21 protein-coding genes are annotated in these 19,780 nt (G+C 61.3%); 10 read left to right on the top strand and 11 right to left on the bottom strand.

Going from position 1 to position 19,780, the window contains the following annotated elements:
* The first annotated feature begins 11 nt into the window (after window positions 1-11).
* From AC3ANQ_RS13300 to AC3ANQ_RS13290, 3 genes are all read left to right on the top strand, one after another.
* Window positions 12-782: an IclR family transcriptional regulator gene (locus AC3ANQ_RS13300; RefSeq protein WP_488301488.1), complete on the top strand. Its 771-nt coding sequence runs from the start codon at window positions 12-14 to the stop codon at window positions 780-782.
* Window positions 783-891: 109 nt separating this feature from the next.
* Window positions 892-1,977 (top strand): NAD(P)-dependent alcohol dehydrogenase, encoded by a 1,086-nt coding sequence (locus tag AC3ANQ_RS13295; RefSeq protein ID WP_488301487.1) that lies wholly within the window; start codon window positions 892-894, stop codon window positions 1,975-1,977.
* Entirely contained in the window at window positions 1,964-3,016 is a 1,053-nt protein-coding gene (locus tag AC3ANQ_RS13290; protein ID WP_488301486.1) for an MBL fold metallo-hydrolase, read from the top strand. The genes AC3ANQ_RS13295 and AC3ANQ_RS13290 overlap by 14 nt, the downstream gene beginning before the upstream one ends.
* 22 nt (window positions 3,017-3,038) lie before the next feature.
* Here the strand turns inward: AC3ANQ_RS13290 and AC3ANQ_RS13285 are convergent, their stop codons facing one another.
* From AC3ANQ_RS13285 to AC3ANQ_RS13275, 3 genes are all read right to left on the bottom strand, one after another.
* A complete protein-coding gene (locus AC3ANQ_RS13285; RefSeq protein ID WP_488301485.1) occupies window positions 3,039-3,191 on the bottom strand; it encodes a hypothetical protein in 153 nt (50 codons plus the stop codon).
* Window positions 3,188-3,622 (bottom strand): flavodoxin, encoded by a 435-nt coding sequence (locus AC3ANQ_RS13280; protein WP_488301484.1) that lies wholly within the window; start codon window positions 3,620-3,622, stop codon window positions 3,188-3,190. Before AC3ANQ_RS13280 ends, AC3ANQ_RS13285 begins: the two co-directional genes overlap by 4 nt.
* A 67-nt stretch (window positions 3,623-3,689) precedes the next feature.
* Window positions 3,690-4,547 carry an aldo/keto reductase gene (locus tag AC3ANQ_RS13275; RefSeq protein ID WP_488305324.1) on the bottom strand — a complete coding sequence of 286 codons (858 nt, stop codon included), beginning with the start codon at window positions 4,545-4,547 and terminating at the stop codon, window positions 3,690-3,692.
* Between the two features lie 203 nt (window positions 4,548-4,750).
* Here AC3ANQ_RS13275 and AC3ANQ_RS13270 point away from each other — a divergent pair, with 203 nt between their 5' ends.
* Both AC3ANQ_RS13270 and AC3ANQ_RS13265 read left to right on the top strand, forming a co-directional pair.
* Window positions 4,751-5,668 (top strand): helix-turn-helix transcriptional regulator, encoded by a 918-nt coding sequence (locus AC3ANQ_RS13270; RefSeq protein ID WP_488301483.1) that lies wholly within the window; start codon window positions 4,751-4,753, stop codon window positions 5,666-5,668.
* Between the two features lie 134 nt (window positions 5,669-5,802).
* Window positions 5,803-6,498, top strand: a complete 696-nt coding sequence (locus tag AC3ANQ_RS13265) for a GntR family transcriptional regulator (RefSeq protein ID WP_488301482.1) — start codon at window positions 5,803-5,805, stop codon at window positions 6,496-6,498.
* Between the two features lie 103 nt (window positions 6,499-6,601).
* Here AC3ANQ_RS13265 and AC3ANQ_RS13260 read toward each other — a convergent pair whose 3' ends face one another.
* The 4 genes from AC3ANQ_RS13260 to AC3ANQ_RS13245 form a co-directional block, all read right to left on the bottom strand.
* Complete coding sequence (locus tag AC3ANQ_RS13260) at window positions 6,602-7,027, bottom strand: carboxymuconolactone decarboxylase family protein (RefSeq protein WP_488301481.1); 426 nt, start codon at window positions 7,025-7,027, stop codon at window positions 6,602-6,604.
* Window positions 7,028-7,099: 72 nt separating this feature from the next.
* Window positions 7,100-8,038 (bottom strand): NAD(P)-dependent oxidoreductase, encoded by a 939-nt coding sequence (locus tag AC3ANQ_RS13255; RefSeq protein ID WP_488301480.1) that lies wholly within the window; start codon window positions 8,036-8,038, stop codon window positions 7,100-7,102.
* Window positions 8,039-8,138: 100 nt separating this feature from the next.
* A complete protein-coding gene (locus AC3ANQ_RS13250; protein WP_488301479.1) occupies window positions 8,139-9,560 on the bottom strand; it encodes an aldehyde dehydrogenase family protein in 1,422 nt (473 codons plus the stop codon).
* Window positions 9,561-9,677: 117 nt separating this feature from the next.
* Window positions 9,678-11,027 (bottom strand): MFS transporter, encoded by a 1,350-nt coding sequence (locus AC3ANQ_RS13245; protein WP_488301478.1) that lies wholly within the window; start codon window positions 11,025-11,027, stop codon window positions 9,678-9,680.
* Between the two features lie 370 nt (window positions 11,028-11,397).
* Here AC3ANQ_RS13245 and AC3ANQ_RS13240 point away from each other — a divergent pair, with 370 nt between their 5' ends.
* Together AC3ANQ_RS13240 and AC3ANQ_RS13235 are read left to right on the top strand one after the other, a co-directional pair.
* Window positions 11,398-12,153 carry an alpha/beta fold hydrolase gene (locus AC3ANQ_RS13240; RefSeq protein WP_488301477.1) on the top strand — a complete coding sequence of 252 codons (756 nt, stop codon included), beginning with the start codon at window positions 11,398-11,400 and terminating at the stop codon, window positions 12,151-12,153.
* Between the two features lie 287 nt (window positions 12,154-12,440).
* Window positions 12,441-13,526, top strand: a complete 1,086-nt coding sequence (locus tag AC3ANQ_RS13235; RefSeq protein WP_488301476.1) for an AbrB family transcriptional regulator — start codon at window positions 12,441-12,443, stop codon at window positions 13,524-13,526.
* Window positions 13,527-13,595: 69 nt separating this feature from the next.
* On the opposite strand, the gene AC3ANQ_RS13230 is transcribed toward AC3ANQ_RS13235, so the two are convergent.
* Window positions 13,596-14,006: a (R)-mandelonitrile lyase gene (locus tag AC3ANQ_RS13230; RefSeq protein WP_488301475.1), complete on the bottom strand. Its 411-nt coding sequence runs from the start codon at window positions 14,004-14,006 to the stop codon at window positions 13,596-13,598.
* A gap of 87 nt (window positions 14,007-14,093) precedes the next feature.
* Window positions 14,094-15,464: an MFS transporter gene (locus AC3ANQ_RS13225; protein ID WP_488301474.1), complete on the bottom strand. Its 1,371-nt coding sequence runs from the start codon at window positions 15,462-15,464 to the stop codon at window positions 14,094-14,096.
* 136 nt (window positions 15,465-15,600) lie between these two features.
* Here AC3ANQ_RS13225 and AC3ANQ_RS13220 point away from each other — a divergent pair, with 136 nt between their 5' ends.
* The 3 genes from AC3ANQ_RS13220 (at window position 15,601) to AC3ANQ_RS13210 (ending at window position 18,578) form a co-directional block, all read left to right on the top strand.
* Window positions 15,601-16,500 (top strand): helix-turn-helix transcriptional regulator, encoded by a 900-nt coding sequence (locus AC3ANQ_RS13220; protein ID WP_488301473.1) that lies wholly within the window; start codon window positions 15,601-15,603, stop codon window positions 16,498-16,500.
* A 103-nt stretch (window positions 16,501-16,603) separates the two neighbouring features.
* Window positions 16,604-17,641: a zinc-dependent alcohol dehydrogenase family protein gene (locus tag AC3ANQ_RS13215; protein WP_488301472.1), complete on the top strand. Its 1,038-nt coding sequence runs from the start codon at window positions 16,604-16,606 to the stop codon at window positions 17,639-17,641.
* 64 nt (window positions 17,642-17,705) lie between these two features.
* A complete protein-coding gene (locus AC3ANQ_RS13210) occupies window positions 17,706-18,578 on the top strand; it encodes an aldo/keto reductase (RefSeq protein WP_488301471.1) in 873 nt (290 codons plus the stop codon).
* Here AC3ANQ_RS13210 and AC3ANQ_RS13205 read toward each other — a convergent pair.
* Together AC3ANQ_RS13205 and AC3ANQ_RS13200 are read right to left on the bottom strand one after the other, a co-directional pair.
* Window positions 18,481-18,816, bottom strand: coding sequence for an SDR family oxidoreductase (locus tag AC3ANQ_RS13205; protein ID WP_488301470.1), 336 nt, complete (start codon window positions 18,814-18,816; stop codon window positions 18,481-18,483). The two genes, AC3ANQ_RS13210 and AC3ANQ_RS13205, sit on opposite strands and share 98 nt — an antisense overlap.
* 272 nt (window positions 18,817-19,088) lie before the next feature.
* Entirely contained in the window at window positions 19,089-19,301 is a 213-nt protein-coding gene (locus tag AC3ANQ_RS13200; protein WP_488301469.1) for a hypothetical protein, read from the bottom strand.
* Window positions 19,302-19,780 lie beyond the last annotated feature (479 nt).

The raw sequence follows: 19,780 nt of genomic DNA, 5'->3' as shown, positions 1-19,780 counted from the left end.
AGATGGCTGTCGTGACCAATATTCCAACGCAGGACTCCGACCGCGCACCGCAAAACCACCGGACCATCGACAGGGTGACGCGGATTGTAGAAGAGGTCGTCTACAACCCCGGGATGAGTTTCGCCGAACTCGCTCGAGTCTTGGACGCCCCGAAGAGTTCGGTGCACGGGTTCATTCGAGGACTCTTGGCAGCTGGATGGCTGCACGAGGACAACCACCGGTTCTACCTGGGCCCAGCGGTGTATGGACTCACCCTCGCCACTGGCCACATACGCGCGGGACTAGTGACTGACACCGACGTTGCTGCGCTGCACGAGGCGACGGGAGCCACCACCTTCCTTGGGGTCAAGGCTGGTGACCACCTGATCTATGTCTCCGAAGCAGGGTCGGAAACCCTGGGCGGATTCGGGGCCCGCAGTAACATTCGACGCACTCTTCTTGACACGGCAGGCGGCAAAGCCATCTTGGCGTCGCTTTCTGACACTGAGCGCAACGCCTACTTTCGACGCTGCACACCGGAGGAGGCGAACCTTGTTGAACAATTTCTGGCCGAATTCGACGACATCAGGAAGACACGACTCGCCCAGAACACTCTCAGGGGCGGAGCGCGATACGCCATTGCAACGACCGTGCACAATCAATCCGGACAAGTGGTCGCCGAAGTCACGCTCGTCGGCCCGACCTCCGAAATGAAACCAAGGGCAGAAGAACTTGGCCGGGTGCTGCTTGAACACGTGGACTCGTGGAGAAACCGGTCTACAAAAGCCCGCGAGGCACTCTAGCGAGTTCGCTTCGCCTGCACGCTTTCAGGCATCGACCGATAGAAACCTAAACACGCAAGCCGGGCCCGAACGGACCTGGACAGATTTGTCGTACCCAAAGGAGGGGACGTTGACCAAGGTTGCAGCTCGTGCTATGCGCGGGCCGAAGGACACTTTTGAGACAATGCTCATTGACCGGCGCGAGCTCGGTCCTGAGGACATTTTCATTGAGATTGCTTATGCCGGGATCTGCCACTCGGATGTGCATCATGCACGTGCCGACTGGGGGCACACCATGTACCCGATCGTGCCCGGGCACGAGATAGCCGGCATTGTCACAGCCGTGGGGTCTGCCGTGACGAAATTTGCGATCGGCGACCGGGCCGGAATCGGCTGCATGGTGGACTCATGCAGGACGTGTGACTACTGCCGGGCAGGCCTTGAACAGTATTGCCGCAGTGGACACGTTCTCGCCTACAACATGATCGACCGCGAGGGGCGTCGCACATTTGGCGGATACAGCGAAAGTATCGTCGTCGATCAGGCCTTCGCCGTAAAGATTCCCGGGAACATCCCGCTTGAGCAGGCCGCGCCGCTCATGTGCGGGGGAATCACCCTCTATTCGCCATTGCGCCATTGGGGCGCGGGCCCCGGGAAACGGGTCGGAATTGTTGGCTTCGGGGGTCTGGGCCACATCGGCACGCAGATCTCGTCTGCGCTTGGCGCCCACACGATCGTCTTCAATTTGAATCCCGCTGCGAGAGAGGACGCGCTCCGTCTGGGCGCCGACGAATTCCGAACCACGACCGAGCCGAACGCATTTGATGGCCTGGAAGGCTCGCTCGACCTCATCATCTCAACTGTGCCCGCCAAACTTGACCTCGATGCATACCTCCGTCTCTTGGACGTCGATGGAACTTTCGTGAATCTCGGCGTGCCTGTTGAACCGCTCAGCATCGTGCCCCACTCCCTGCTCATCAACCGTCGCTCCATTGCCGGGTCCTCCATCGGAGGCATAGCCGAGACCCAAGAGATGATCGACTTCTGTGCAGCGAAAGGGATCGGGGCTCAGGTCGAGGTCATCGATGCGAATTCGATTGATGACGCCTATGACCGTCTCAGCCGGGGAGATGTGCGATACCGCTTCGTCATCGATACGAGCACGATCAAAGCAAACGCCGAGACTCCCGTCATAGCCGAGCATGCCGCGATCTAATGCCGCGCGGCAGGATCCCATCTCGTCCGGTGGGGTGCGACCGGCAAGCGCCAAGCAGTACGCCCAGCACCTCAACGGAGGGATTCCGGATCCCGAGGAGTTCCGACCCGGCATCTGGTCGTTCGCCATCCCGTTCCTGCCAGGCGTCCCCTACACGCTGTGCTACGTCATCGAGGACTCCACTAACGGATTTCATGTCATAGATCCAGGCGCGGATACACCGTCCAACCGCGATCGTCTGAAAATGAATCTGTCGTCGATTGGGGCCGATCTTGGTGATATTCGTTCGGTCGCAGTCACCCACCTGCATCGTGACCACCTTGGCCTCGCTGCATGGTTGATGGACCGGAACGATCTCGCTCTCCAACTCCACATCGACGATGAGGAAGATCTGATCAGCGGTGCGTCCAATGCCCGCTATTCCGATGACCTGGAGGTATTGGGGCTGCGTTGGGGGGTCCCTGAGAACGAGCGCAAGCGACTGCACACGGGAAGCGCAACTGCGGGGGCCAGCCCGATTCCGGCTCGCATCCGCCCGCTCGATGACGGTGAGGTGCTGCCGATTCCCGGCCGGACCGTTCGTGTTCTGCACACTCCCGGGCACACCCGCGGTCATGTCTGCTTTTCGCTGCCCGACGAGGGGCTGCTCCTGAGCGGCGACCATGTCCTGCCACACCTGAACCCTGGGATAGGCCGTGGTGGCCCGGGCGGGGAAAATCCAGTGGGGGAGTACCTCCTTTCGCTGGACCGACTGGCGCAGCACGACGACGGCGAGACCGCACCGGGACACGGTTATCGCTTCTTCGATCTCGGTGCGCGCAGGACACGAATCAGAGATCATGTGCTCCGTCGTGCCGGCGAGGTCGCCCAAGCACTGAAATCCACGCCACAGGCCACCACATGGGGGCTCGCGTCATCTCTCTCGTGGGGCGGGGGCTGGACAAATCTTTCCGCCACTCGACTTCAGTCAGCACTCGCGCAAACTGAAATGTATATCGAGTTCGTTGGTGCCTTGCCCATGGGACTCCATTTGCCCTAGGGGCTCACGCTGCCGGAGGTGTTCAGCGCTGGAGGAGTCCGTTGCGTCGTAGCCAGGATTCGATGTCCGGTCCTGAGTCCCGGACGCGCTCGCCCCGGACGGCGAGTCCTTCACCGATGATCGCGCCACGGCAGGATTGGGCGTAGTCCCTTTTTGTGGTTCCGAGCCCGCTCATTGCATGGGTGGTGACCGGTGGACGGTTTTGCCGGCGAAGTCGTGGCTCTCGGCGAACGTGGTCATGATCATCGGTGCTCGGACGTTCCAGATGCCGCTGGCTAGCAGCACCGTGTCGTACTGCTCGATGGAGGGCAGTGGGCCTGAGATGGCCGGGCGGGCGTTCTCGTTCTGTTCCTGGACGTTGCGCGCGACGGTGGCGTCGTAGTTCACGGAATACGGCTCGGCCGGGTCGATGAGGTGTACGTCGCAGGCGATGAGTGTGCTGATCATGCCGGCCAGCACTTCGGTGTTCCCGACGTCAAGGTGAACGCGTCCGCCGTCGTGGTAGTTCTCCCCGGCGCGTGAGAAGTAAGCGAGCAGAACCCGCGCGCCATTGCCGCCGGGCACGGGCGTGGTCTGGGCAGGCTGCGTTTCTCTTTGGGGGGTCATGGTCTCCCGGATCGGTTCCTCGCGTTCCCGCGGCCGGGGCGGCCGCGGGAACGCAAGGAAGGACGGGTTAGTTGATCCTGCGTCCGCCCAGCCAGCTGACCATGGCCGGGTCGCGGTGGTCGAAGAAGAGGCTGGCGCCGGTGTCCAGGGTTCCGATCTGGTTCATCTGCTCGTCCGTGAGGGTGAAGTCGAAGACGTCGAGGTTCTGGGCCATCCGTTCCGGCCGGACCGACTTGGGGATGACGACCACTTCGCGCTGGATGAGCCAACGGAGTACCACCTGGGCGACGGACTTGCCGTGCGCTTCGGCGATGGCACTGAGGACCGGATTGGTGAAGAGTTCGTTGCGGCCTTCGGCGAATGGTCCCCAGGATTCGATCTGGACGCCGCGTTCGCGCATCATTGCCTGGTCGGCGGCGCGCTGGTGGAAGGGGTGGGTCTCGATCTGGTTGACTGCCGGGACGATCTCGTTGTGGTCGATGAGGTCCACTAGCCGATCGGGGTGGAAGTTCGAGACACCGATTGCGCGGGCGAGGCCGTCCTTGTGGAGTTCCTGCATGGCGCGCCATTCGCTGTAGTAGTCCCCGAGCGGCTGGTGGATCAGGTACAGGTCGAGGTAGTCCAGTCCGAGCCGGTTCAGCGAGTTGTCGAAGGCGCGCTTCGTGTCTTCCTGGACGCTGCCTGCCGGGGCGTGCTGGATCCAGAGCTTCGTGGTGATGAATAGTTCGTCGCGGGCGATGCCGCTCGCCTTGATCGCGGCGCCGACGGCGGCCTCGTTCAGGTAGGAGGCGGCGGTGTCCAGGTGGCGGTAACCGGCGTCGAGGGCGGCCTCGACGGCGGCCTGGGTTTCCTCGTCGGGGATCTGGAAGACGCCGAAGCCGAGGATCGGCATTTCGACGCCGTTGTTAAGGGTGACGCTCTTCATGACAGACATGGGTCCTTACGTGCAGGGAAACTGAACAGACTCAAGTCAACCAGTCCGTGCGTGCGCGTGGGAGGAACTGTTGTGCGGTGTACTGGCAGTTCCTGTTAGGGCCGGTCCGGGCGTCGTCGCTCACAAACCGGACTGGCGAAAAGTGTACTGGCAGTGACTCCCACGCGAGGTGGGACTGACGTACCGTCGGTTCTATGAACTACAGCAACGATGTCCGTGAGTTTTTGACGACCCGGCGGGCGCGAATTACCCCCGCCAAGGCCGGGCTCCCTACGTTTGCAGGCACTCGCCGAGTAGCGGGGCTGAAGCGGGAGGAGGTGGCGATGCTCGCGGGGATGAGTACCGAATACTATGCCCGGCTCGAACGGGGCAATCTCCGCGGTGTGTCCGAGCCGGTCCTGGAATCTCTAGCCTCTGCGCTGCAGCTCGATGAAGCTGAACGAACCCATTTGTTTAACCTAGCCCGGGCGGCGATGGCCGCATCACGACCGGCGCGTACCCGAAAGCCTCGCACAGAGCTGCGCCCGAGCATTGAAGGGGTGCTACGCGGGATGTCTGGCACTCCAGCCTATGTCCGCAACGCACGGATGGACATCGTTGCTGCGAACAGCCTCTGCTTCGCGCTCTATGCAGGCGTCCTTGAACCCGAGACATTACCCGTCAATCTGGCTCGCTTTGTGTTTCTCGATCCGAGATCGCATGACTTCTTCGTCAAATGGGATTCCATTGCCGATGACCTCGCATCTTCGCTGCGAGTGAGATCCGGGAAGAGCCCAACCGACTCCGCACTGAAGTCCCTCGTGGGTGAGCTCATAACAGGGAGCCAAGACTTCGCAACGCGCTGGGCTAGACACGACGTGCGATTCCATCGCACCGCACGGAAGGTTTTGAGGAACCCGGCTGTCGGGGAGATCGAACTTACTGGGGATTCCCTCGAACTGCCCGGAGAAGACCTGACGATTGTCGTTTATACCGCCGAGCCAGGAAGCCGTGACCAAGAAAAGCTCGATTTCTTGGCCAGCTGGAGCTCAGACCAGCGTGCCGCCGGTAAGACGGGTGCTGCTGACCAGTCTGTGGAGTCCGAGGCCAGGAACTCCTCCCAGGACCACTGACCTAACCGCGCTCCAAGAACCTCATCCGCGCTGCAGGGCGCTCCCGTCGGAAGAGTATATTGTGGGAAAATAGAGTTGGACGCGGCCCGTGGGGTCGAAGGGCAGATCGCCGGCATACGGCAACGGGAGCAAATGTGTATACGGCCAACAACGGCGAGGGACCGCCCGAGACCCTCGTGGCCTATGCGAGCAGGCGGATCCAGACCGCGATCGCACAAGGAGAATATGCGCCTGGCTCTCGCCTATCACCTCGAACTATTGCGAAAGCTCTGGGCATTTCCCACATACCCGTGCGGGAAGCGCTTGCGTCGCTGGCAGCCCGGGGATATGTCGATCATTTGCGGGCCAACGGATACTTTACGACTAATCTCACCCAAGGTGATCTTGAGGACATCTATCACTGGCGTCGGATCCTTGAGCGCGAGGCTTATCTCATGGCTGTCCCGAAGCTGACTGAAGACGACATCTCTAAAATGCGCGCACTGTTGGCCGAGATGGGCAAGAAGACTGCGCCCGAAGACCGTCTGCGATACTTGGAATTGAACCGGCAGTTTCACTTTGTAGCTTTCGAGCGCACGGGCTCGACGCGATTGCTCCACTTCCTGAACTACCTGTGGGATGCTCGGGAGCCTTACGCTGCAGTCGGACTCGTTGACAGCACCACCGGATACAAAGACCATTTCCGTCTAATGCCATACTTTGAGCAGCGCAACGCGCAGGGCGTGATTGAGGCCATGGAAGGGCACCGGGAGTTCCTCGTGAAGCGGAGGGCTGCAGTTGCGGAAGGTGATCAGCCTGAGGAGTCTGGCGAATCTTTGAAAAAGGTCTGACGCGTCCAAAAGACTCGTTCACTTCGGATGTTGATAATCGGCATTGTCGACGAGGGCCCCGGTGAGTTTATGACAAAACTCACCGGGGCCCTCATGAATCCGCTCAGGAGGCGTTGACCCGTGCTCCCGGGCCGGTGGACTCCGAGGATTCGACGGGAATGAGTCCTCGCTCGCGGAGTACCCTTTCTGCCACTTTGAAGGCTTCGCCGGCCGCCGGGAGCCCGCAATATACTGCGGTGTGGAGGAGGATCTCCTGGATTTCCTCGGGAGTGCACCCGTTGTTGAGCGCACCCTGCAGGTGGTGCTTGAGTTGCGCGGGACGATTCAGGGCCGTCAGGATGGCAAGGTTCAAGATGCTCCTGAGCTTCTTGTCGATCCCGTCACGTCCCCATACTCGACCGAAGCAAACCTCATCGGAATAGTCCTGGAGGGGAGCATTAAAGGCATTTCGCTGCTCGTCCCTTTGGTCCAGATAGGCGGCTCCCATCAAGTCGGTGAGGATTTGACGTCCGGTATCCCGTTCGTTCACGTGATTCTCCAATGTATTCGTCATGTTTTTGCGATCTGGTATCTAGTCTCAAATTGAGGATCGACGTTGGCTTTACGGATCGAGAGTAAGAACCTCTTGGATCACTTCCTGGGGCACGCTGATTTCGACGCCGGCACGTTCATTCTGCAGGGACATTGGGGATCGTGAGTCTCGTGCACCCCACCCTCTGTCCAAGGCCTCTTGATAGTCCTTGTATGCGGCTTCGATGCATCTCATGGGCACATTCATCGAATTGGCAAGTTCAAGCGCCAAACCAATGTCCTTGTTGACAAGCGTGACCGTGAAAGTGGGCGGATCATAGTTTCCGTTCAGGTACTTTTCCATCCGATCGAAGGTCCGCGTTCGGCCGATGGCCCCGTTCCGGAGTGCCTTCCAGAGCGCGGACGGCTCCACACCCGATTTGACTGCCATGGAAAACACTTCTGCTGTGACGATGCGGATCGCTGCGCTGGCAGCATTATGGGCCAGTTTGGTGCTTGTTCCGGTGCCGATATCTCCCATGTACATCACCTCGTCTCCTAGAGCTTTCAGGAGATGAAGGTGCTGTTCGAATGTCGTGGAGTCACCGCCGACATAGATCGCGAGCTTGCCGCTGCTCGCTCCGGCGGGTCCGCCACTCACTGGCGCATCGAGGAAAGAAACGCCGACGGCGCGGCAGGCCTCGAAGACCTTGTGCAGTGTCGCGGGCGAATTCGTCGACATATCGAACCACACAGAGCCTTGCCGCATTGAAGCCAAGAGCCCACCTTCGCCGAGACCGACGGCCTCCATCTCGCGAGGGCCCGGCAATGAGGTGAAAATCACGCTCGCCTCGCGACCAATCTCCCCAACCGAATCTGCCCATCGGGCCCCGCGCTCAATAAGCTCGTTTGCCGCCTCTTTCCGGACATCGTGAACCAGGAGCTCATGACCTGTAGAGAGCAGGTTGTGTGCCATGCCTTTGCCCATGGCTCCCAGGCCGATAAAGCCCAGCTTCAATTCATTTTCCATTTTGTAATACCTCGACTACGTGTCCTTGTTGGGCTGGTGATTGCTTTTGGTGGGGTGGAGATGCGCCGAAAATGCGCACCGACCTTGCTTGCGCCGGTTGTCACCCATGCACTGACTGGTACTCAAGGAACTCTTCGATCCCATGTCTTCCCATCTCCCGGCCGATGCCCGAGAGCTTGAAGCCTCCGTGGGGAGCCCGCATGTCGATGGGAGTTCCGTTGATGCGTACTCTTCCGGTTCGAATCCGTCCCGCCACCTCACGGGCACGAGCCGGGTCTGCCGCCCAGACGGCGCCGGCAAGACCGTAGCTGGAATCATTGGCGATGCTGATTGCCTCGTCTTCATTGGAATACGGAATGAAGACTACGACGGGTCCGAAGACCTCGTCCCTGGCGATTCGCGATTGATTGTCGCCAGTAAAGAGCGTCGGCTTGACGAAGAATCCACGCTCCAGCAGTTCAGGTTTTTCCGGACCTCCCGTGAGCAACCGGGTGCCGTCGTCGAGTCCACGCTGGATGTGGGAACGCACGCGGTCGCGCTGGTTCGCATTTGCGACGGGGCCGAGCGTTGTTGCCGGGTCGTAAGGGTCGCCCAATACATAGCTCTCAGCCTTGGCAACTGCGAGTTCTTCTGCTTCGCGTAACCTCGATTTCGGAACCAGAACCCGGGAGAGAGACCCGCAAACCTGGCCTGAGTTGCGGAAAGCGTCTTCGAGGCCCAGCGTGATCGCGTGCTCCAGGTCTGCATCCTCCAACACCACGCTGGCCGATTTGCCGCCGAGTTCAAGCGCCACTCGCTTGATCGAACGACTCGCCAGCTCCATGACGCGTTGACCTGCACGCACGGATCCGGTCAGGGACACCATGTCCACCAGCGGATGGGAGGCAATAGCCTCGCCAACCTCAGGCCCATCCCCAGCGACGAGGTTGAACACTCCAGGCGGAAGTCCCGCCTCCGTTACGAGGTCGGCAAGAACGAAGGACGTGAGCGGGGCGACTTCGCTGCCCTTCACGACGACGGTGCAGCCAGCCGCGATAGCTGCGCCGGCCTTGAGAACTACCGACCTGAGGGGACCGTTCCAAGCGCCGATGGCTCCGACCACCCCTGCAGGAAGTCTGTGCACCACCGAGGTTGAAGACCTGATGGGTTCTCTCCACACGATGTCCCGGAGCGAGTCCGCGTAGTTTCTGAGATCTGCAATCGGAGTGGCGGTCTGGGCATTGCCTGTCTGCGCTAGCGGCTGGCCAATCTCGGAGACGATCGTCCGCGTGATGTCCTCGGCTCGCTCCTCGATCAGATCCGCGAGTTTGCGCAGGACATGAGCTCGCTCTTCGATGGAGGAACGCGACCACTCCTGAAAGGCGTCGGCAGCTGCGCTTGCGGCATGGTCGACGTCGACCGCTGTTCCGCGAGGAACGGTGGCGATTACTTCCTCAGTGACGGGATTGACGACGTCAATTGAATCCGTCGCGGTGGAGTCAATCCACTGTCCGTTCACGAAAATCTGGGTATGTTTTAGCATTTCTCTCTTCCAAGTGGGTTGGGACGAGTTCCCGTCCATTGCTATCCCGGCACGGGCTGTGCCATCTAGATCCGCGGGAACAGTCGCGTTGACATGTGTAGATGTTGAGAGTGTCTGTCAGTTCTTTACGTCGGTGTCTACGCGGTCAAGCTCATAATTTCGCGTTTCTTTGAGCGCAACTATGCAAAGCAAGCTGAGCAGGCAGACAAATGCCAGCAAGAAGCCAAAGGCGAGGCTGCCCCAGCGTTCAATGACGATCGGAGCAATAATGGGCGGAAGCGCGCCGCCAATCATTGCGGCGACGCTGTACGAGATCCCTGCAGCCGTGTAGCGGTAACGCGTGTGGAAGAGCTCCGACAAGAAGGCTCCGACAGGGCCGGTAACGACCCCTGCGATGAGGGAGGTCAGAGGCATACCGATCGCGAAGGCCAATGTTGTTTTTGTGTCGAGAATGGGGAACAGTGCGAGAGTCCATGCTGTACCTACTGCGGCCCCCACGATCATCACCTTTCGACGCCCGATGCGATCGGACCACGCGCTGCCGATGAGGATTCCGACCCCGGTCATGAGTCCTCCGACCGTCGCAATCGCAAGGACGAATGTTTGATCCATGCCCAAGGTCTTCGACCCATATGAGGTCAGATAGGGTCCGCCGACGTAGACGAGGGCCATAAGGCAAATCATGGATCCTATGGCGAGGAAGATTTGGCGGCTCTGCACACGGAAGGCTTCAAGGAACGGCGCGCGGGACCGTGTGCCGCGGGCCTGTTGCGAGATAAAGACCGGGGTTTCGCTGACTCTAAGACGCACCCACAGGCCGAGAAGAACCAAGACTGCGCTGGTGAGGAACGGGATTCTCCAGCCCCAGGCCACAAACGCCTGCGGGCTCATCGTGAGGCTGGTCAGCAGGAAGGTGAGGTTCGTCAAGATGATGGCCCCGCTGCCGCCCAGGTTGGGCGCTGCGGACCACAAACCCCTCGACGCCTTAGGAGAATGCTCGGAAACAAAGAGGACTGCTCCCGCATACTCACCGCCGGCGGCAATACCCTGGAAAATCCTCAGCGCGGTGAGAAGGAGCGGCGCCACTACCCCTATCTGCGATGCCGTGGGCAGGAGACCTACAAGGAATGTCGAGATTCCCATCATCAGCATCGTTGCCACCAGGCTGCGCTTACGGCCGAGGATGTCTCCGAAGTGACCAAAGATGATGCTTCCAAGCGGTCGTGCAGCAAAAGCTACGCCAAAGGTCGCGAAAGAGGCCACAGTGCCAGCGGCCGGACCCAGCGCCGGAAAGAACACCTGCGGAAACACGAGCGCCGCGGCGGTTCCATAGATACCGAAATCGTAAAACTCAATAACCGTCCCGATGAAGCTGGCGAACAGCACCCGCCCTCTACCCTGACGGGCTTTGGGCGTTGCTGTGGTTTCGGATGAGCTAAGTTGGTCCACCCCAAGGTGATCGGACATGTCTTCTCCATTGAAGGTCGGTGGTTGAGCAGACTCAGTGCGTCTTCAGTGGCGCATCAGCGAACGCTCTCATTCACTTAGGAAGCGAAGGGGCCTGTATCGGGATTTGCCGATGTACCGTTCAGACCTTCCGCCGAGGCGGGCGATCCGATAACAACGCAGTGGCAGCGGGGGATGGCCTGCAGCGGGTTTCGGCGGTGGCCGATCCTGTCTGTTTCCTTCCTGAAAATCGCGAAGGCTGCCAGGCCATTGGCTTGACTGACCTTCCCAGAGTATACTCTCTACCGCTGTGGTGCAAGTCACAGAACGCGAGTAATTCCGTCTCCCTTGATGAGGGAAGGCGTAACGTTTGATCCATCAGGAGGATTGCGTGCTTGAGAGCGTTGCTTCGAATTCCAGACCCTTCGTTCTCCTCCATGGAGGCCGGCATGGCGGGTGGTGCTGGGGGCCGGTCGCGAGCCGCCTTCGACGGCGGGGGTTCGACGTCCTGACGCCGACCTTGACAGGTCTGGGCGACCGTTCGCACCTCCTCGATCCCTCGATCGGGCTGGATACCCATGTTCAGGATCTGGTCGCGACATTCGAGTATGAAGACCTGACCGACTCGATCTTGGTAGCGCACAGCTACGGGGGTGTCGTGGCAAGCGCGGCGATGGAGAAGATCGCCGATCGTGTGAGGTTCATGGTCTACGTGGATGCACTCATCCCTCTTGCGGGCGAAAGCGTTTTTGATCTAGTTGGTCCCCAGCGGGCTGCAGCGATTGAAGAAAACGCTCGCAACCACGGTCATGGCTGGACGGTTCCCGTGTCCGACGCGTCTTATTACGGGATAACAGACCCGGACATCATTGCTTGGGTGAATTCCAAGCTGACCCCGCAGCCGATTAAGACGTACCGGGATCCAGTGGGCTCCACTGAGCGCGCCTGGTCCCATCCGGGAATGTTCGTCGAATGCCTACCGACGAGAGCGGAGCCCTTCGTCCTGGAAAGGGCGCGGGATCGCAGTGTTCGGGATGAAAAGTTTTGGTACCGGACCTTGGAGGGCACCCACGAGGCGCCGCTCACCAATCCGGACGGCACGCTTGAGATTTTGCTGGAGGCGGCGCGGATCGCCGATTCCCTCTAGATCTCAAGTGGTGCGGCGGGGCTCCTGGCTCTCGCGAATGGTCGGCCGCGTTCGGCCGCAGCCTCCAATCCGGGGACGAACATCGCCTGGCTTTTGGCGTGACGATGATATGATCGCAATCATGAACAGTGGTTCGTAAATACGAACGGAGTGATGATGGCAAACATATACCGGGTGCACGCCAGTAGGCAGTGGGAAGACTCGTCCCAGGCGTCGCGGTCCAAGGAAACTTGGAGGATCGTGCTCTCGACCTCGGTCGCTGGCCCATCGCCGGTTAGGAGTGGCAGATGACGGGCGACGCCCGCCGCCGGTCGAGCGATGTCCTCTATTGGCTGGCAACCGCGGCATCGATCGTTTTGCTAGGTTGGATCCTCAGCATTGTTCAGGCGCCTTCTCCGCCCCTTTTCGCGGGTCTCATCACAGGTGTGTTTGCGGCCGTCGGCCTGCGAACACCAAGGCCGTTTCCGCGCGGCCTACGCAAACTCTCCCTCGCCTTGGTCGGCGTTGGCGCCGGGGCGATGGTCGATCGTGCTGTTGTGGCCGAAGTCGTTCAGAGGCCGCTGGTTATGCTGGCCGGTGTGGCGGGCACTATTGCAATCACCTTGGCGGCTGGCCAAGTTCTTCGTTTTTCACGTCATGTAGATGGTCCGACCGCCATGCTGGCCTCGATCGCAGGCGGGGCTTCAGGCGTGAGCGCCGTTGCAAAGGAGATGGACGCGGACGAGGGGATCGTGCTATCGATCCAGTACCTGCGTGTCGTCGTCGTGGTGCTCTCGGTGCCGTTTGTGTCTGTGCTGCTTGGGGCGGGCAGCCCGGGTCAAGTGGCAGCAGCGTCCATGGGCGACTGGTCGGGCTTGGGGTTTACCGCCCTCGCCGTCTCGGCGGGACTGATCATGGCACGATATCTCCGGTTCAGCGCATCGAGCCTGATCCTGCCAATGGCTGTTGCCGTCGTCCTCTCGCTGACTCAGTTGATGCCCAGTTCAACAGTTCCCCCGTCAGTGCTCAATTTCGCCTACGGGCTTATCGGTCTCGCGGTAGGCCTTTCGCTGACGCGTTCATCCCTGCGACGCCTCGCCACCCTTATGCCGCTCGCTCTGATTCAACTGGTGATCGGTGTCGTCGGGTGTGCGTTCGCCGGGATCGTTTTCGCCAGAAGTGTCGGGATCTCAGACTTGGACGGCTACCTCGCGACGAGCCCCGGCGGGATCCCGGTTGTCGTAGCCGTGGCGATGGGCTCAGGCGCCGACGTGGGCCTGGTGCTTACCATGCAGATTCTTCGCCTCGTCGCTGCACTCATGATGGCGCCCCTCGTGGCGAGGTATTTGCGCAGCCGAAACCGCAGCCTCATAGATGATGACGAGGCGTCTTGACCTCAACGGAGCCTCCGTCTCCGTGGCTGGCAAGCCACGGAGACGGAATGTCGGAATCAGCCGACGCGGTTATCGGCTGGCTTGGGCGTTCGCGGCTTCGTAGTCCTGCTCGCTGACGGGTTCAAGCCACGTGGCGCTCTCCCCGTTGTCGCGCTCCACCAAAGCAAGGTGGCACATCATGTTGTCCTGGGTGGCGCCGTGCCAGTGTTCCTCGCCGGGCGGCGTGTGGACCGTGTCTCCTGCGCGCATAAGGATCACGCTGCCGTCCCGTGTAGCAACGAAACCGATGCCGTCGGTGCAGTGCAGGGTCTGGCCAAGGGGATGGGAATGCCAGTTCGTACGGGCGCCAGGGGTAAAGCGGACCAGCGCCGCCACGAGACGCGAGGGCGCCTCGCCGCTGTGAAGGGAGTTGAGGTAGACATCTCCCTTGAACCTCTCCTGCGGGGCCTTGGCCGTGGGGGTAGGGGGTATAAGTTTCATCGTGTCTTCCTTTAGCAGTTTCGGTCTGGTTAGTTCATGGTCTTTGCTGCTGTCCCGACTGCGCCCTCCGATCCTCAGGCGCGTTCGTTAATACCGTGCCTGCTTAGCGTGCCGTAGCGGCAAGGACGCGACGACGAGCAACAAGAGAAGGACGGCGGTGGCGCCGAGCCCGGCGCGGAGACCGTCCATGAAGTTTTGCCCGGCCAGTACGGCACCGAAGACGGCGACGCCGAGCGCGCCGCCAACCTGGCGTGCGGTGTTGATGACTCCGCTGGCGGTCCCCGCCCGTTCTGCCGGCACATGGTCCATGATGAGGGCAATGATCGGGGGAACCGTGAAGGAACCGCCAACGCCGACCGGGACCATGAGGAGCGCGACGAGAAGGGTCGGAGAATCCGTGGGGAGCAAGCAAAGTCCAGCCAGGCCCAGGGCCATGACTAGTTGGCCCGCCACGATCACTGCAATGCGTCCGAAACGGTTCACGAGCCGTGCTGCAAGGGGAACGAGGAGGGCAACTAGTCCGCTCATAGGCAAGAAGAGAAGTCCGGTCCCCAGCGCGGTGACTCCGCGTTGCTGCTGGAAATAGAGGCTTTGGAGGAAGACGACGCCGTAGAACGCGGCCATAGTGACGCCGGCAATGAGCAGCGCGGTGGAAACTGTGCGAGAGCGGAACAGGTCAAGCGGGATCATCGGGTGCCGGCCCCGGGCTTGCGCCACCACGAAGACTGCCGCCGATATGACGCACACCGCGAACATGGAGAGGATCGCGGGGCTTCCGTAGCCCAGTTCCGCGCCCTCGATGATGCCGTAGGTCAAGCTTGCAAGGGCCAGTACGGCCGTGGTCTGCCCGAACAAATCGAAGGGCCGCGGGCGCCGCGGTGAGGGAGCAACGCGGGAGAGCAGGACGAGAGCTGCGACGCCGACCGGAAGATTGACAAAGAAGATCAGTCTCCAGTCGATCTGCGTGAGGACTCCTCCAAGCACGGGCCCGGCAGCAGCGGCGACCGAACCGCCCAAGCCCCAGTACACAATGGCCCTGCCGCGACGCGCAGGATCGTGGTACGCCTCACGGATGAGCGCGAGGGAAGTAGGGGTAATCATTGCCGCCCCGATGCCCTGCAGCACGCGGCCGGCGATGAGTGCCGGGAGGCTGGGGCTGAACCCGCACGCCACAGAAGCCACGCTGAACAGGATCATGCCAATGCCGTAGGCGCGGCGGGCTCCGACCCCGTCGGAAAAGCTTCCTGCGAACAGCTGCAAGGCCGAAAACATCAAGGTATAGCCGGTGACTATCCACTGCAGGCCAGAAAAGCCGCCTCCGAGGTCATTCCGGATCTCCGGCAGGGCAACGTTGACGATCTGGGCGTCCAGGGCGACGACGAAGAACCCCAGCATGGCAACAGCCAGAGATGCGCGCGGCGGGGCGACGGCCACTGGAGGAGGTTTGATGATGGTCACCGATACCGTGTCCTTTCAGGAAGGAATTCTGAACACACTTAAGAAGACCAGCTACTGCGTGCGTGTGGGAGTACCTGGCGTGCGGTGTACTGGCAGTTCCTGTTAGAGCCGGTTCTGGCGTCTTAGCGTAGAAGCCATGGACAACAGCAAAAGCGTCCGCGAGTTCCTTATGAGCAGGCGGTCTCGCATCACACCAGCCGACGCCGGGATCTCCCCATGCGGAGGCTCCAGGAGGGTCTCCGGACTCAAACGTGAGGAAGTCGCCATGCTTGTTGGCGTCAGCCGTGACTACTACGCCCGCCTTGAACGTGGAAACCTGAGCGGGGTTTCCGAATCCGTTCTTGAAGCGATCGCCCGAATCCTTCGGCTCGACGAGGCTGAACGTGCCCATTTGTTCTACTTGGTCAAGACCGCCGCAAGGCCGCGGGCGGCAGGGGCACGTCGGGCACGGGCAGAAGTGCGCCCGAGTGTCGAGCGGATCCTAGCTGGAATCACAGGCGCACCTGCCTACCTCCGTAACGCCCGGATGGACGTCGTCGCCGCGAACAGCCTCTGCTTCGCCCTGTACACGGACATCCTCCGACCCAGTGGCTTGCCTCTTAATCTCGCCCGATTCGTTTTCCTCGACCACCGGTCGCGGGATTTCTTCATTGATTGGGATGCAATCGCCGAAGATCTCGCCACTGCCCTCCGCATCGAAGCGGGACGCAGCCCCCACGACCGAGCCCTCAGCAGCCTCATCGGCGACCTTGCCACGGGAAGCTCGGACTTCGCAGTTCGCTGGGCCCGAAACAGCGTCCGCCCCTACCGCATGGCACGCAAGGCAATGAGCAACCCGCTTGTCGGCGACATCGAACTCACTTGCGACGCACTCGAGCTCCCCGGCGAGGGCCTGACCCTGATCGCTTACACGGCCGAACCAGGCAGCCACGCCCAAGAACAGCTGGACTTCCTCGCCAGCTGGAACGCCACCCATCCGGCGTCCGTCGGACCCGATCCCGACGATCCCGCGCACCCGAAGGACCTGCCTAACTGAACGACGCCTGCGTCCCTAATGTGTACTCCCAGTGCCTCCTTCGCCGGAATGGAGCGGAGTAACGTCGGCAACAATCGAGTGCCCAGAATGTAAGGAACCCTCCATGCGAGCAGTAATTTACGGCGGTCCCCGCGACATCACCCTTGGCGAACGGCCCGATCCGCAACTGCAGAACCCGTCCGATGCCATCGTGCGGGTGCTGCTTGGCTGCGTCTGCGGCTCTGATTTGTGGTATTACCGGGGCGAATCTCCGCACGCACTTGGACCTATCGGGCACGAATTTATCGGCATCGTCGATGAGGTCGGCGCCGATGTCCGGAGCATCTCGAAAGGGGACCTTGTGATTGCCCCGTTTACCTTTTGCGATGGGACTTGCGCGAACTGCTTGGCGGGGTGGCCCTCCAACTGTCTTAATGGTGGCTCGTTCGGCAACCACGGTGTTGACGGCGGGCAGGGCGAGGCTATCAGGGTCCCTTTCGCCGATGCGACACTCGCTAGCGTCCCGGGCGACGGACACTCCGACGAGATGCTCGCATCGTTCCTGGCGCTCTCCGATGTGATGTGCACCGGCCACCACGCAGCTGTCAGCGGTGGGGTGAAACAGGGGCATAGCGTGGCGGTCGTGGGGGATGGAGCCGTCGGACTTTGCGCCGTGATCGCCGCCAAGCGGCTCGGCGCCGTACGCATCATCTCCCTCAGCCGCAATCCCGCACGCCAAGCCCTCGCCAAGGAATTCGGGGCAACCGACGTCATTCCCGAAAGAGGTGACGACGCAACTGAGAGGATCATGGAGATGACCCAGGGGATCGGCGTCGACGCCGCCCTGGAGTGCGTAGGGACCGGGCCGTCCATGGAGACCGCGTTCAGCATCGCCCGTGTCGGATCCGTTGTGGGGGCAGTCGGCGCGCCGCACGACGTCGTCGTGCCCATCAACACGGTGATCTTCCGCAACGTGGGTCTGCGCGGCGGTGTCGCCCCAGTCCGCCGCTACATCCCGGAACTCCTTGGCGACGTTCTCGAGGGTCGGATCAATCCGGGACGGGTCTTTGATTACGTCACTGATCTTGATCACATCGCCGACGCCTATCAGGCGATGGACGAACGTCGCGCCGTCAAGTCCCTCCTCCGCGTCGGTATGTGACAGCGGCAATTCGTCCGGCCTCGTACGACCCGCGAACCACAATTTCCAGAAAGCAGGATTGAACGTGAATGTGAACCTCAACAATGGTGTCGAAATGCCCGCCCTCGGTTTCGGTGTCTTCCAGACGCCCCCCGACGTGACGGAGTCCTCCGTTGCCGAAGCACTGCGCGTGGGCTACCGTCTCATCGACACAGCAGCGTCCTACTTCAACGAACGAGAAGTCGGGAATGGCATCCGCCGCTCTGAGATCGACCGGTCCGAGATCTTCATTGAAACGAAAGTCTGGATTAGCGACTACGGCTATGACGAGACACTCCATGCCTTCGACAAGAGTGCCGGAAAACTCGGGGTGGAACAGATTGACCTGTTGCTCCTGCATCAGCCCGTTCCGACTCAGTTCGACAAGACTGTGGAGGCGTACCGCGCCTTGGAAACGCTCCTCGCGGACGGTCGCGTCCGGGCCATCGGCGTCAGCAACTTCATGCCGGAACACCTCGCAACGCTCCTCGATCGGTCCACCGTCGTCCCGTCGGTGAACCAAGTCGAGCTGCACCCATACTTCACGCAGCCTGACGTCCAAGAAGCGAACGCCCACCATGGGATCCTCACGCAGGCGTGGTCGCCGATGGGCGGGATCACCGACTACCGTGGGACCGGGCAGAGCACGTTCGACGACCCGGTGATCGCACGGATAGCTGCCGAGCACGGCAAGACTCCGGCTCAAGTCATGTTGCGGTGGCATCTCCAAGAGGGGCGTTCCGCGATCCCGAAGTCGGTCAAGCCCGAACGGATCACCGCGAACTTCGATGTGTTTGACTTCGAACTCACCGATGATCAGGTCACAACCATCGATGGGCTCGACACTGGTGTGCGGGGCGGACCCGAACCAGAAATAGTGACCCCGGAGGCATTCGCGCGGGAGATACCCGAAGCCTGAAAAGCTCGACAGCCCGGCAGATTCCCACGCACTCCGGTTCGGCAGTCTCCGAGATGGTGGTGAATCCACCGTCAATCAGGACGTCGGTGCCGGTGACCGTCGCTGCGTCTTCGCCGGCCAAGTAGGCGGTGAGCGACGCCACTTCCTCGGGCTGTGCGAATCGGCCGGCCGGGATTTCCCGTTTGGCCTTCTCGCCCTTTTCCCCTGCCCAGGCCCTTTCCCGAGGGGATTTCCACAACGGTCCGGGATATAGCGTCAACCGTGATGCCCTTTGGCTCCCATTCAAGCGAAAGGACGTGTGTCACATGGTCCGCCTGCGCGAAATCATGAACGAGGGGAACTCGGCCAGGCCCGCAGACGCATCGGGCCACCCGTTGGGGCTGGGAGGGGCATCATCAACGAGCGTGCGGCGGGCGAGCCCGTGAAATCGGCTGCTGATTCCCGACGGGGGTTGTTGGGTCCCTCGCCGTAGTCGCCTTGTTCGGCCCCCGGGCCGACAACTCCGGCGCGTTATCCGGCGTCCCGTTCCCAGGTCAGGCCGAACGGCACGTCCTCGCTGAGGCTCACTGTGTATTCTCCTACCCCGTGTCGGGTGATCAGGATGCCGCAGCGGCGTTCGGCGAGGGCTGCCTGCCGGACCGCTTCAACGGCTTCGGTGAGTTCGGTCTCCATCGCTGCCGCGGTCGAGACTCTGACTTCCAGAGTGGGCTTGAGCTGGGTCATGATCGGCGCGTCCTGTTCCGGTTGTGTTGTGTGGGTGCCCGAGGGCAGCGGGTCCGGTGCCCTCGGAGGTGCAGGGGTTCTTCGTTCAGTCCTTGGCGGCGATGGGCGGGGTCGGTGAAAGCCTCACAGTGGATTGTTCGCCCCCCAATGTCGTGTCAGTGGTGATGATGGCATCAGTGAAGTGCCCGTCCGGGTGGCGGTCACCAAGGATGCTTCGGCGACAGGGAGCCCGAGGACGTCGTCGAAGAGATCCGCGGTCCCTCCGTTGCTTCCGCCGTGCAGGCGCGCGGAGCCCTCCATATTAGCTTGCGGATACACCCGTATGGGTTCGGGAAGAACCCTGGCTTGCATGGGCCGGACCGGGACTGTCAACGGACTGCTGTCCTGCGGCCCGCTCAGCGCAGACAACGTGATCAAAGGATTCATGACAGCTCTGGCCTCACCTGTTCGCCGATGACACCCCTGAAATTAGTGTCCAT

It is taken from the genome of Arthrobacter sp. DMZ02-1R (assembly GCF_057747935.1).
The sequence above is the reverse complement of the archived record's forward strand: the minus strand, read 5'-3'. Positions and strand labels throughout refer to the sequence as shown.

What these genes read in the sequence shown, in the direction of transcription:
- AC3ANQ_RS13235 (WP_488301476.1), top strand. Translation starts at nt 12,441, where the DNA reads ATGACGGGCGACGCCCGCCGCCGGTCGAGCGATGTCCTCTATTGGCTG.
- AC3ANQ_RS13270 (WP_488301483.1), top strand. Translation starts at nt 4,751, where the DNA reads ATGAACTACAGCAACGATGTCCGTGAGTTTTTGACGACCCGGCGGGCG.
- AC3ANQ_RS13250 (WP_488301479.1), bottom strand. Translation starts at nt 9,560, where the DNA reads ATGCTAAAACATACCCAGATTTTCGTGAACGGACAGTGGATTGACTCC.
- AC3ANQ_RS13275 (WP_488305324.1), bottom strand. Translation starts at nt 4,547, where the DNA reads ATGAAGAGCGTCACCCTTAACAACGGCGTCGAAATGCCGATCCTCGGC.
- AC3ANQ_RS13200 (WP_488301469.1), bottom strand. Translation starts at nt 19,301, where the DNA reads ATGACCCAGCTCAAGCCCACTCTGGAAGTCAGAGTCTCGACCGCGGCA.
- AC3ANQ_RS13255 (WP_488301480.1), bottom strand. Translation starts at nt 8,038, where the DNA reads ATGGAAAATGAATTGAAGCTGGGCTTTATCGGCCTGGGAGCCATGGGC.
- AC3ANQ_RS13285 (WP_488301485.1), bottom strand. Translation starts at nt 3,191, where the DNA reads ATGAGCGGGCTCGGAACCACAAAAAGGGACTACGCCCAATCCTGCCGT.
- AC3ANQ_RS13290 (WP_488301486.1), top strand. Translation starts at nt 1,964, where the DNA reads ATGCCGCGATCTAATGCCGCGCGGCAGGATCCCATCTCGTCCGGTGGG.
- AC3ANQ_RS13280 (WP_488301484.1), bottom strand. Translation starts at nt 3,622, where the DNA reads ATGACCCCCCAAAGAGAAACGCAGCCTGCCCAGACCACGCCCGTGCCC.
- AC3ANQ_RS13245 (WP_488301478.1), bottom strand. Translation starts at nt 11,027, where the DNA reads ATGTCCGATCACCTTGGGGTGGACCAACTTAGCTCATCCGAAACCACA.
- AC3ANQ_RS13220 (WP_488301473.1), top strand. Translation starts at nt 15,601, where the DNA reads ATGGACAACAGCAAAAGCGTCCGCGAGTTCCTTATGAGCAGGCGGTCT.
- AC3ANQ_RS13230 (WP_488301475.1), bottom strand. Translation starts at nt 14,006, where the DNA reads ATGAAACTTATACCCCCTACCCCCACGGCCAAGGCCCCGCAGGAGAGG.
- AC3ANQ_RS13215 (WP_488301472.1), top strand. Translation starts at nt 16,604, where the DNA reads ATGCGAGCAGTAATTTACGGCGGTCCCCGCGACATCACCCTTGGCGAA.